The organism is Planctomycetota bacterium, assembly GCA_016125255.1.
GTDB lineage: Bacteria > Planctomycetota > Phycisphaerae > Phycisphaerales > Zrk34 > RI-421.
This window is the reverse complement of the sequence record WGMD01000029.1, coordinates 97,320-109,725: the sequence shown is the minus strand read 5'-3', so window position 1 is coordinate 109,725 and position 12,406 is coordinate 97,320. Positions and strand designations below refer to the sequence as shown.

Sequence of the window (12,406 nt, the reverse complement as noted above, 5' to 3'; positions counted from 1 at the left end):
ATTTCGTCAAGAAAGTAGTTCGCTACAATCACGACATGACGCTGAATATTACGGATATGTTGGGGCCCGGCGGCGCGATCGCGCGGCGGTTGGGCGTCGGGTATGAGCCGCGCCCGCAGCAGATGGAGATGGCGGCGGCGGTGGATCGGACGTTGTCGCAGGGGCGGACGCTGGCGATCGAGGCGGGGACGGGCGTGGGCAAATCGTTCGCGTACCTCCTGCCGGCGATTCGGCGGATCGTCGAGCACAAGCAGCGCGTCATCATCTCGACGCACACGATCAGCTTGCAGGAACAGCTCATCGAAAAGGACATCCCGCTACTGCGGGCGGTGCTCGATCGCGAGTTCAGCGCGGTGCTCGTCAAGGGGCGGAGCAATTACGTGTCCGTCCGCCGGCTCGCGCTGGCGTCGACGAAGCAGGACCAGATGTTCCATCACGAAGCGGAGCTGCGCAGTCTGCATGAAGTCGAGGACTGGGCGTACGGCACGGACGACGGCACGCTGAGCAGTCTGCCGGTCATCGAACGCATGGGCATCTGGGACAAGGTGCGGTCGGATGTGGGCAACTGCATGGGTCGCAAGTGCCCGACGTATGAGATGTGCTTCTATCAGGCGGCGCGGCGGCGCATGGAGAACGGCGATCTATTGATCGTCAATCATGCGCTGTTCTTTTCGGATCTCGCGCTGCGGGCGGCGGGGGCGGGGCTGCTTCCGCCGTATGATTATGTCATTCTCGACGAGGCGCATACGATCGAAGACGTCGCGTCGGATCATTTTGGCGTGAACATCAGCGACTTTAGCGTCTATCACCTGCTCGGCACGCTCTACAACACGCGCCATCACAAAGGATTCCTCACCACCATTTCGCTCAAGGACGCGGCGGACCGACCGCTGGTGACGCGCGCGATCGAACTGGTGCATGACGCCACGACCGCCGCCGACTACTTTTTCAATGCCGTCCTGGACTATCAACAGCGCCGCGGCCGATCCAACGGGCGCGTCGATCAGCCGGACGTCATCGAGAACACGCTGGGCCCCGTGCTGCGCGAACTGGTCGTGATCATGCGCCTGCTCGCCGGGAAGGTCAAAAGCGAACCCGATCAGTATGAATTGAACGGCTACATGCAGCGCGGCGAAGCGATGAACGGGTCGCTGACGGCGTGGCTCGCGCAGCAGATTCAGGATGCGGTTTACTGGATCGAAGTCGAGGAGGGGCGGCAGCAGCATGTCAAACTCTGCTGCGCGCCGGTCGATGTGGGCCCGATCCTGCGCGAGCACCTTTTCAACAAGACCAACAGCGAAGGCGACCCCGTCGGCGTCGTGCTCACCAGCGCCACGCTCGCCACCGGCCAGGGTTTCGACCACTTCGCCAAACGCGTCGGCTGCGAAGAGGCGGACACGATGCAGCTCGGCTCGCCCTTCGACTACGCGCAGGCGGTCGAGCTGATGATCGAAGCGGACATGCCCGACCCCGCGGCGCCCCAGTACGCCAAGGCGCTGGGCCCGCGCGTGCTCGAACACATTGATGCGACGGACGGCGGCGCCTTCGTGCTGTTCACCAGCTACGCCATGCTCGGCAAGATCGCCGACTGGCTGCGCCCGCATCTGGCCGACCGGGGCATGCTGCTGCTTGTGCAGGGCCAAGACGGCCCGCGCTCGCTGCTCCTTAAAAAGTTCAAGGCCGACGGTCACGCCGTCCTGCTCGGCACCGACAGCTTCTGGGCCGGTGTCGACGTGCAGGGCGCGGCCCTTCGCAACGTCATCATCACCAAGCTGCCTTTCGCCGTGCCGGACCGCCCGCTGGTCGAAGCGCGGATCCAGCGCATCCGCGAAGCGGGGGGCCAACCGTTCATGGAGTATCAGCTTCCCGAAGCGATCATCAAATTCAAGCAGGGCTTCGGCCGACTCATCCGCTCGCACACCGACCGCGGCCGCGTCGTCGTCCTCGACCGCCGCATCGTCTCCAAGGCCTACGGCAAGATGTTCATCGAGGCGCTGCCCGAGCTGAACGTGCAGATCATCCGCCGCGATTCACACGCTGACGAATCGCCCTGAAGCGCGCCAGGGCGTCGGCATCGACGCGCTGAGCGAGCGTCGCTTCGTCGATCGACATACGCTGCACGATTTCCGAAATGTCATAGTCATCCTGCGGCCGGTCGGCGCGGAGCTTCATGGCGATCAGATCGTGCGCCTCCGCGACGCGCACGTCGCGTCCGGCAAGCTCGACCGACACCGCGCGGGCGACGATGCCTTCGACATGCTCATCCTTCCAGAGATCGATTTCGAGCCCGGAGTCATGGTAGAGTTTCCATGTGCATGACGGATCGAAATGATGGCGGCGCATCGCATCGGGATGTTGCTTGAGTGCCGCTTCGTGTCCGGCGGCGGCGACGAAGTCGATGTCCTCGGTATATCGCGCCCGGCCCCACACCATCGCCGCCACGCCGCCGATCAGCGCGTAGCCGATGTGAAGCTCATCGAAAAGAGCGACGGCGTCGAGCAGCGGGGCCGCGTAGCCGCCGAAACGATCGTCCGCTTCCATGCGCAGCTCCCGTGTGCGGCGTCGACCCCGATCCATGCGCGATAGACATCCGCGCAGGTCCGTCGCGCCGCTGTTGGACACCCGTCCCAAGGTCATGGCTTATTTTATCGGGTCGCGGGCGGGTGTCGATCAGACGTCCGGCCTTTTGATTGCCGCGCGGCGTTGGATTATCCTGTGCCCCGGACGCTCGAGTGAGATGGTTTCACCCGTTACCGGAAAGGACGCTGGCATGCTCAGCAAGGTTTTCAAGGCGTACGACATCCGCGGCATTTATCCCGATCCGCTCAATGAAAAAGTGGCGTGGAAGGTCGGCTATGCCACCGCCAAGTTCCTCAAGCAGAAACTCTCCGGCCGCGACGCCGTCGATCCGATGCTTCAGCACATCGTCGTCGGGCGCGACATGCGACCGCACTCGCCCAAGCTCGCCAAGGCCCTCATCGACGGCATCCGCGCCGCCGAGATGAACGTCTTCGACGTCGGCATGGTCGACACCAGCTTCATCTATTTCGCCATCAATCATCTGGGCTGCGGCGGCGGCATTCAGACCACCGCCAGCCACAATCCCATCGAATACAACGGCTTTAAAATCTCCGGCCAGCACGCCTCGCCCATCGGGTCCGCCACCGGACTCGTCGAAATCCAGCGACTCGCCGCCACGATCGAGGACACCAACATGAAGCCCGTCGGCCGCGTCGAAGAGCGCGACCTCTGGGCCGATTACGTTGCGCATGTCCGCAAGTTCCTCAACCTCAAGCGCCCGCTCAAGGTCGTCGTCGATGCCTCCAACGGCATGGCCGGCGCCTTCGTCCCGCGCATCTTCCAAGGCATCCCCGGACTCGAAATCATCCCCATCAACTTCGAGATCACCGGCAAGTTCACGCATGATCCCAACCCGCTCGTCCCCGAGAACATGCAGCCGACCGTCGACGGCGTGCTCAAACACAAGGCCGACCTGGGCTGCTGCTTCGACGGCGACGCCGACCGCTGCATCCTTTGCGACGAGAACGGCAAAATCATCGGCTGCGATCTGCTCGGCGCGCTCTTCGCCATTCACTTCCTCAAACAGTCGCCCGGCAGCGCGATCATCTACGATCTCCGTTCCAGCAAGGCGCTGGAGGAAACCATCAAAGAGCACGGCGGAAAACCCGTCCGCGGGCGCGTCGGGCACGTGTTCCTCAAACAGCTCATGCGCGAAAACGACGGCGTCTTTGGCGCCGAGCTGTCCGGCCACATGTACTACCGCGACAACTTCTACACCGACTCCGGCGCGATCACCTTCGCCACCGCCCTGAACATCCTCTCGCATTCGGATCAGACGATGAGCCAGCTCATCAAACCCCTCTCGCCCTACACGCAGTCGGGCGAAATCAATTTCCGCGTCGACGACAAGGACGCGGCGATCGACGCCCTGCGCAAGAAACTCGACGGGCGCGCCAAGTTCGATGAGCTCGACGGGATCACCGCCGACGCGTGGGACAAGGAGGGCTGGTGGCTCAACGTCCGAAAGAGCAACACCGAGCCGATGCTCCGGCTGAACCTCGAAGCCAGGACCCGCGACACGGAGCACAAGGTCTACGACGAAGTGCGCCCCATCCTCGGCGAGCCGGCCAAGGGGCATTGATCATGCGATGGGCGCTGCCGGCGATGTTGCTGCTCCTCGCGCTGGGCGGATGTCAGACGATTCCGCTCATGCCTGATGCGAAACTCTCCTCCGGTTACGCGCTGCTGTATGACCTTCTGGATCAGGAAGCGAATGTCGACAAGCTGCTGATCGTGCGCGACGCGTCGGAGCCGACCAAGACGCTGATCAAGAACATCGCCGAGGCCGCCCGCTCGGCGCGCGATCAGATCAAGCAGTTCGCCGACGCGGATGCGCATTTGTCGCTGGGCGATCCGGGCCTGCCGAGCGTCGAGTCGCAAACGCGCGCGGCGATCAAGTCGGAGATGACCAAAGAGCTTCTGACCGGCGACCATTTTGAATTGAACCTGCTTGTCGCGCAGGTCAAGGCGACGCAGTACGCGGCGTATCTGGCGCGGGTCCTCTCGAAGGCGGACGGCGATGCGAAGCGCAGTGCGTTTTTCGCCGACACCGAAAAGAAGTTCAACGACCTGAACCTCGCCGCGATGGCCCGCCTCGCACCGCGGTGAAGCAGGGGTTTGTGGTTGGGGGTCGGGATGAGTATTCTTTTGGCCGACACGATCGTTTAGCCGCGAGCCGAAGGCGAGCGTTTCCTTGAACGTCGCGCTCGCCTGCGGCTCGCGGCTAAACGGAGATTTTTACGAGGTAACCTTTATGGCCTTTCTGCTGGGCATCGATATCGGGACATCGGGGACCAAGGCGCTCGTCTGCGACACGAAGGGCAAAGTCCTGGCGACGGCGACGTCGGAACATGACATCGCGTCGCCCAAGCCCGGTTGGAGCGAACAGGATCCCAAACAGTGGTGGAGCGCTGTGTGTCTGGCGACGCGGGCGGTCCTCAAGAAGGCGAAGGTGTCCGCGGCGGCGTGCAAGGGCATCGGCCTGAGCGGGCAGATGCACGGCTCCGTCTTCCTCGATGACGCGGGGCACGAAACCGGCGAACCGCTGCGGCCGGCGCTTTTGTGGAACGATCAACGCACCGCCGCCCAGTGCGCGGAAATCGAAAAGAAAGCAGGCGGACGCACCAAGCTCATCGACATGGTCGGCAATCCCGCGCTGACCGGGTTCACCGCTCCGAAGATTCTCTGGGTTCGCCAACACGAGCCGGCGGTGTTCGAGAAGACCAAACACATTCTCCTGCCCAAGGACTACATCCGCTTCCGCATGACCGGCGAGTACGCCACCGAAGTCTCCGACGCGGCCGGCATGCTCCTGCTCGACGTCCGCAAGCGCCAATGGCACACGGGTCTGATGAGCAAACTCGGGCTGGATAAGAAGCTCTTCGCCCATTGCGTCGAGTCGCATATCGTCACGGGCAAGCTCACCAAGTGGGCCGCCGAAGCGCTGGGCCTCAAAGCCGGCGTGCCGGTCGTTGGCGGAGCGGGGGACAACGCCGCCGGCGCCGTCGGCAATGGCATCGTGCGGCACGGCGTGGCGATGGCGTCGCTGGGGACGAGCGGTGTCGTCTTCGCGCATGCCGACAAGCCCGTGCTCGATCCCAAGGGCCGGGTGCATACGATGTGCTCGGCGGTCGAGGGCAAATGGTGCGTCTTCGGGTGCATGCTCTCCGCCGGCGGATCGCTGCAATGGTTCCGCAATCACATGGCCAAGGACGAAACCGCCCGCGCCAAACGCAAGGGCGTCGACGTCTACGAACTGCTCATGAGCGAAGCCGCCGCCGCCGCCCCCGGAAGCGAAGGCCTCGTCTTTTTACCCTACCTGACCGGCGAACGCTGCCCGCACCCCGATCCGTTGGCGCGCGGCGGATGGATCGGCCTCACCGCCCGACACAACCGCGCCGCCATGATCCGCTCCGTCATCGAAGGCATCACCTTCGGCATGACCGACGCCCTCCGCATCATGCAGAACATGGGCATCGACATCCAAACCATCTGCCTCACCGGCGGCGGCTCCCGCAGCCCCTTCTGGCGACAGATGCAGGCCGACATCTACAACGTCCCCGTCGCATTGACCAACTCCCAGGAAGGCGCCGCCTACGGCGTCGCGCTTTTGGCTGGCGTCGGCACCGGCGTCTGGAAATCCGTCCCCCAGGCCGCCGCCGCCATCATCAAAGAAACCGAACGCCGCACCCCCGACGCGGATTCCGCCAAGTTCTACGCCAAAGCCCACCGCGTCTACGACGGCCTGTACCCCACATTGAAGACCACGTTCCCAAAACTCGCGAAGCTGGTGTAAACACGGAGGCGGGGAGACTTAAGTCTCCCCGCCGCGCGAAGGGCCGCTGGACCGATGCGACTACAGGACTCGCCGCCGCAAGGCGATGCCCGCCAGCAGTGCGAGTCCTGCGGGCAATGCCGCCGGCGTCGGGACCGGAGCGATGTACGTGAGGCGAAGCACCTGATCGCCGCTGTCGTCGATGATGCTGTAGGTGAATCCCATCCTGCCGGTCAGCGTCAATGCGCTCGCGTCGATCGTCGTCGCCCGCAGGACGTCGAACGTCGTCAGGTCCGGCGGAACGGAGGCGTTGAGGAACGAAAGATTCATCATGCCCGACAGCGTCGCCACGCCGGTGATGTCATAGAAATCGAAATCGACCCCCGCGACGCCGCCGATGCCGGCCAGTTCGACCTCGATCGTCCCGGCGTTGAGCGTGTAGTCGCCGGTGATGTTCATGATCCCCGGCGAGTTGCCCGCCGCGAGCGTCCCGCCGTTCTGGACGAGGTCGAAGTCGAACGTGCCCACGTTCTTGAGCGTGCCGCCCGTGAAGTTGAACGTGGCGGTGCCGCTGCCCTTGAAGATGTTGTTGCCCTGCATGTCGAGCATGCCGCCGAGCAGGTTAAGAGTACCGCTGCTACCTGGGTCGTATCCGATCTGTAGGGGCCCGCCAACATCGACGTGCCCGCCGTTTTGGATATTCAGCGTGCCGTTGCCGGAGTTGCCGATGCTGAGATAACCGCTGTTGGACCATGTCGCCGCGTCCACGGTCACCACACCCGTCGAGCCGTCTCCAATGCCCACCCAGCCGGCTTGATCTGAAACACTTGCGCCATTGTGGATGTTCAGTGTGCCGTCGCCAACGACGCCGACGTACAGGTTGCTGCTGTTGGTCCACGTCGCCGCGTCCACGGTCACCACGCCGGTCGAGCTGTTGTCGACGCCGATGTACCCTATAGTATTGGAAACACTCCCGCCGTTCTGGATGTTCAGCGTGCCGGCGCCGGAGTAGCCGACGGAGAGCCCAACATTGTTGGTCCACGTCGCCGCGTCCACGGTCACCTCGGCCGTTGAGCCCGCTCTGTAGCCCACGTATCCGTACGAATTGGTAACACTCCCGCCGTTCTGGATGTTCAGCGTGCCGTCGCCGGAGTAGCCGACGAAGACGCTCCCACTGTTGGTCCACGTGGCCGCGTCGACGGTCACCATGCCCGTCGAGCCCGCTTTGTAGCCGAGGTAGCCATCTGTCGAGTTCAGGGCGAGCCCATCGGCGATCGAGAGCGAACCCGCCGCCGCGTAGCCGGCGCCCATCGCGGCAGTGCCGTCAACCTGGAGGTTGATGCTGATGGTCTGGCCCGGCTCCGAGTTGAGCACGACCGTCTGCGTCAAGCCGTGGGTCGCGTCAAAGACAAGATCGGTGTCCGTGACGAGCCCGTGCGCGTTGATCGTGCCGACGCCGGTGAGGTTCGCCGCAGGGGCAAGCAGGCCGCGCGTGGTGAGCGTGCCGTTATCGAAGTCGATGAGACCTGCTCCCCCGGCGTATCCGACCCATGTATCGCCCGCAACATTGACTTGACCGCCGTTCTGGATGTTCAGCGTGCCGGCGCCGGAGTCGCCGACGAATAGGTTGGCGCTGTTGGTCCACATCGCCGCGTCCACGGTCACCACGCCGGTCGACCCGCCGCCATAGCCGATGTATCCGTATGAATTGGAAACGCTCCCGCCGTTCTGGATGTTCAGCGTGCCGTCGCTGGTGTTACCTATGGTAAGGTCGTTGCTGTTGGTCCACGTCGAGCCTTCGCCGTCCACGGACACAATGCCGATGGAGCCACCGATATATCCAACTTGGGAATATGAATTACTTACATGGCCCCCATTCGTGATGCCGAGTGTGCCGTCGCCGAAATAGCCGACAATGATCTCGTCGTGGTTCGTCCACGTCGAGCCGGTGCCGTCGACACTCACCATCCCGGTGGAGGAACTGTTGTATCCGACATAGGTGTAAGAATTGCTGACCTGGCCCCCATTCGTGATGGCGAGAGTGCCGTCGCCCGAGACACCGACGTAGAGGTAGTTAGAAGATGATGTGAGCGTCGGGTCGTTAAGGACGTCGCCGTCCCATCCGACGGTCCGGCTGAAGTGCCCGGAGAAGGTTACCCCGAAGGTGTCGTAGCCGGCGTTGAAGCCGTCATTGGCGCTCGAGGCGGCCCCGGCGCTATCGTCGGCGAAGGTGAAGCGAGCGAGACGGTTTTTGTTGCCGCTGGTTTTGTCGTTCGAGACAAACAACTCGCCCCAGGGCGACACCGCGATGAATACCGGAAGGTCAAGCCCGTTGCCGGTGATCGTCGATCCGGCCGCAGCGCTGCCCGACGTGGTATCCGATGAGAAGGTGAATCGCGAGATGCTGTTGGCTGCGTAATTGACGACAAACAACTCGTCATCGCGGAACGCAAGCCCGTGCGGACTGTCGCCGACCGCGATTGTCCCGTTGGCGGTGAACCCGCTACCCGTATCGATGTAGCGGTGGACCTTGTCGCTGGCGAAATCGGACACGAAAAGCTCGCCCCACGGACTGACCGCCACCCCGCGAGCGGCGAAGCCGAGGCTGTAGCTGTACGACACAGACGCTCCGGAGGCATTCGGCGCCAGACGCACAAGATTGTTGCTCTCGTTGTTCTCGGAGACGGCGTAGAGGCCGGTGTTCACGCCGAGCGCCCCCGTAGAGGTCACCCGGGCCGCGGCAATGCCCAGCGGCGTGTGAACGCCGGAGCCGGCTTCGCCAGTGTCGATCTGGGCGGATGTATTAAACGTCGGCGAGGCGGCGGTCAGCGCGTTGGGCACGCGCCCGATGATGATGCTGTTGCCGTTCCATTCATCGGCGACGAACAGATCGTTGCTGGTATAGGCGCTGATGAACGCCATCCCCGCGGCAATACGGATTTCCGGATCGCCGACGATCGAAGCCGTCTGCGTGAGGGTGCCGCCCTCGGTGATCTCGTAGCGGTGGACGGAGGCGTGATCGGCATCTCCGACGAAGATCAGCGATGCCCGGGCCGACCCCGCAGCGAGGATCACCAGCGCGGCTGCCAGGCAGCGTAAGCCGCTTCGTTTGACCGGGACGAAGTTTACGACTGATCGCGCAATACCGACGGTGCATACGGATCGAATAGAGTCCATAACCACCCCAAGAGCCCATGGCTCTAAAAGAGATTCCCTTGGCGCACGCAAACACCGACGTTTGCCGCAAACGATATGTATTCGCGAGTGGGAACGGCCCCGAGGGGCACCGGCGCCTTAAACCGGACAACTGCCCAACTGCTCCTCGCGTTCTGCGTCTTTTGCCAAACCTAAAACGATGGCAGTCGGCAGTCAAGCGAAAATTCGATTATTTTTTAGATTTGTTTTCACGGCGATTTGGTGTCGCCTGACAAGACAATGGGGCGGGAGCCGATCGATAGGTATTGAGAGGACGAATCGCGCACCGGGTTGGCCGAATCGCGCACCGGGTTGACCAAAGCGCGCATGGCGGTGGCGCGCGCCCTTGCTCAGGGTTCAAAAACGGGGGTGAAGTTGGCGATTTTTGCCTGTGGGGTGCGCACGGGGCGCGCAGGGGCGGGCGCAGGGGAATGCAAGTGAGGTGTTAACAACGATGGGCCGTCGCGAGGGGATTGACCATCGCCGTGCGCGGCTTTGCGGGATGCGACAGGGGCGAGCGCGGGGGGCGGTCAGAACGCGATGGAGACGGAGACGACGACGGCGTTGGACCCGCCGAATTCGGGGGAGAGTTCGGGGAAGAAGCCCCACTGGTAGGCGATGTCGATGGTGAGCCAGTCGTTGGGATAGATGCCGATGCCGGTCGTCGCGCTGAGGTTTCCTCGGGCGTCGACGGCTCCGCCGAGGCGGCCCCAGAGGCCCTTCATGAATTCATGATCGACGCCGCCGTGGAAGCTGTGCTCGGTGAGGTGGCCGGTCGAGTCCCAGAAGCGGGAGTAGTGATAGTCGAAATAGATCGCCGAGTCGTTGGTCTGCGGGTCGTCGGCGTATTCGTAGGACACGCCGGCTTTGGTGGTGAATTGCCAGGTGGTGTCGTGGGCGCTGGTGTTGGCGCCGCCGAAGAGGAAGTTGCGGGTGTCGGTGAGTGTGCGGGTCCATCCGCCGTCGAGGGTCAGGCCGACGAGCCAGTGGTCGGCGGGGGCGTGCAGGACGCCGGCGCGGAAGTTGTACGCATCGGAGTGTGCGTCGATGAAGTCGAAGGTGGCGAAGTCTTCGCTCAGGTCCGACTGGGAGGCGGCGAAGGCGAAGCCGACGGCCCACTGATCGTCGAGTTTCTTGCCCCACTGGATCTGCCCCAGGTACAGGTCGTAATCGAAATCGAGCTTGTTTCGCAGGGCTGTTTCGTTGGAGAAGGCCTGTGCGAGTGCGGGCTGAATCGAGCCGAAGTCGCCGAGGTCGATGGTCAGGGATTGAGCGGTCACGTAAAGGTTAGAGCCCTCATCGAAGGCGATGGCGGCGAACTGGGGGCTGAAGGAGACGGTCTTGTTGTCGCCGATGGGTTTCCAGTCGGTGGAGGCGGGGTTGACGGAACTGGACCACTGGCTGCCGGCGGAGGCGCCGCCGACAGAGGCGACGTCGGCGTAGGACGAGAAGCGGGACAGGGCGGAGCTTAGCCGCAGGCCGAAGCCGATCTTGTCGAAGTCATCGGCGCTTGCCGGGCGAGCGACGAGGCCGGCAAGGATGACAACCAGACCGACACCGATCCATCGAGACGCATTGATCATGATCGTAACCTCCGAGCGCATGTTACCGGTCGCTTTCGAGGGTCGCAAACGGTCGGGCGCTTTGAGTGGTATCGGCTGATTGTGAAGGCGGCATGGGCTCGGCGCGGGCGTATTGGGAGTAATACGCGCATAAAAAAAAGGCCGGACGGTTGAACCGTCCGACCTTTTGATTGTTGCCTTGCGGCTTAAGTCTTTTGGAGACTTAGGCGGCGCGACGCTTGCGGCCGAGGCCGATCAGGCCCAGGAGACCGAAGCCCATCGAGGCAGCGCCGGGCAGCGGGGCGATGAAGCCGCGGGCCGGGTCGTTGCTCGTGACGAGCCAGTCAGAGGGGGCGGGGATGTTCGTGGTGAACTGAACATGCAGGTCGGACAGACCGCCGTTCTGCTTGTTGGTGTCGAAGAGGGAAGCCCAGGTCGCATCGCTGTTGCCGGCGTCGACGCTGAAGAATGCGTTGCCGGTGCCGCTCGTGGAGGCGTTGAAGAAGGTCTGGAAGGAGTCGCTGGTGAGGCTCAGGACCTTCGTGCCGGTGGTGACGTTGGCATAGGTGTTGCCGGAGCGGTCAGCGGAGCCGTTGGGGGCGAACTGGCCGGCGGTGAAGGGGTTCGTCGTGGTCAGGTAGACATCCATGACGACGCCCGCGGTGGCCGTGATCTGGAAGGGAGCGGTGACGCTGTTGACGGTGGCGCTGGCCAGGGTCGTGGAGGTGTCATGGCCGCCATGGAACATGATCGTCAGGAATTCGCCGCCGGCACCGAACACATAGTCCGGGGTGCCGTTGTCATTGGCGTCGATGACGGTCACGTACGCCACGCCCCAGGTGTCTTCGTCGCCGATGGCGTTGAAGTTGTAGGTCGTGCCCATGTCACGGTTGAAGTAGGTGAGCACGATGTTCGCATCGCCGGACGACTTGATGACGTCGAGGATGCCGGCGTTGGCGTTGGAGATCAGGCCGGTGCCGATGCAGGCGCCGAACGCGAGAGTCTTGATCATCTTGGAGAGCTTCATAACAATTGTCCTTTCGATCCTGTTTCTTGTTTCCGAATCGCCAGAGATCATTCCGAATCGCTGGCATTTGTTTTTGGGAAGATCGAACATCGACCTTTCCCCTGCCTTTTGAGACTTGGGCGTTGCGTTCCCGAGTCTCGTTTGAATGCTTTTGGAAGCACTCGATTTCCACCGTCAGACTTCACACCATCAACTTGTCTCCTTTCGTGGTTCGGGGTTCGGGAAAGCGTGGAAATCGTTGCTTTCCGAAGTTCCGTGATTGCCTTT

8 protein-coding genes are annotated in these 12,406 nt (G+C 63.0%); 4 read left to right on the top strand and 4 right to left on the bottom strand.

All coding sequences use genetic code 11. The features are described 5' to 3' along the window. Nucleotides 1-35: 35 nt before the first annotated feature. A complete protein-coding gene (locus GC162_18470; GenBank protein MBI1370627.1) occupies nucleotides 36-2,054 on the top strand; it encodes a DEAD/DEAH box helicase in 2,019 nt (672 codons plus the stop codon). On the opposite strand, the gene GC162_18465 is transcribed toward GC162_18470, so the two are convergent. Continuing rightward, nucleotides 2,017-2,637, bottom strand: coding sequence for a hypothetical protein (locus GC162_18465; GenBank protein ID MBI1370626.1), 621 nt, complete (start codon nucleotides 2,635-2,637; stop codon nucleotides 2,017-2,019). The two genes, GC162_18470 and GC162_18465, sit on opposite strands and share 38 nt — an antisense overlap. On the opposite strand from GC162_18465, the gene manB reads away from it, so the two are divergent. The 3 genes from manB (at nucleotide 2,540) to xylB (ending at nucleotide 6,376) form a co-directional block, all read left to right on the top strand. Further along, a complete protein-coding gene (manB, locus tag GC162_18460; protein MBI1370625.1) occupies nucleotides 2,540-4,162 on the top strand; it encodes a phosphomannomutase/phosphoglucomutase in 1,623 nt (540 codons plus the stop codon). The two genes, GC162_18465 and manB, sit on opposite strands and share 98 nt — an antisense overlap. Nucleotides 4,163-4,164: 2 nt before the next feature. After that, nucleotides 4,165-4,689 (top strand): hypothetical protein, encoded by a 525-nt coding sequence (locus tag GC162_18455; protein MBI1370624.1) that lies wholly within the window; start codon nucleotides 4,165-4,167, stop codon nucleotides 4,687-4,689. Nucleotides 4,690-4,834: 145 nt separating this feature from the next. Then, nucleotides 4,835-6,376 carry a xylulokinase gene (xylB, locus tag GC162_18450; GenBank protein ID MBI1370623.1) on the top strand — a complete coding sequence of 514 codons (1,542 nt, stop codon included), beginning with the start codon at nucleotides 4,835-4,837 and terminating at the stop codon, nucleotides 6,374-6,376. Nucleotides 6,377-6,436: 60 nt separating this feature from the next. Here xylB and GC162_18445 read toward each other — a convergent pair whose 3' ends face one another. The 3 genes from GC162_18445 to GC162_18435 all read right to left on the bottom strand — a co-directional run bounded on the left by GC162_18445 (nucleotide 6,437) and on the right by GC162_18435 (nucleotide 12,139). Then, complete coding sequence (locus GC162_18445; protein MBI1370622.1) at nucleotides 6,437-9,583, bottom strand: hypothetical protein; 3,147 nt, start codon at nucleotides 9,581-9,583, stop codon at nucleotides 6,437-6,439. 497 nt (nucleotides 9,584-10,080) lie between these two features. After that, nucleotides 10,081-11,133, bottom strand: a complete 1,053-nt coding sequence (locus tag GC162_18440; GenBank protein MBI1370621.1) for a hypothetical protein — start codon at nucleotides 11,131-11,133, stop codon at nucleotides 10,081-10,083. Nucleotides 11,134-11,335: 202 nt separating this feature from the next. After that, complete coding sequence (locus tag GC162_18435; GenBank protein ID MBI1370620.1) at nucleotides 11,336-12,139, bottom strand: hypothetical protein; 804 nt, start codon at nucleotides 12,137-12,139, stop codon at nucleotides 11,336-11,338. Nucleotides 12,140-12,406 lie beyond the last annotated feature (267 nt).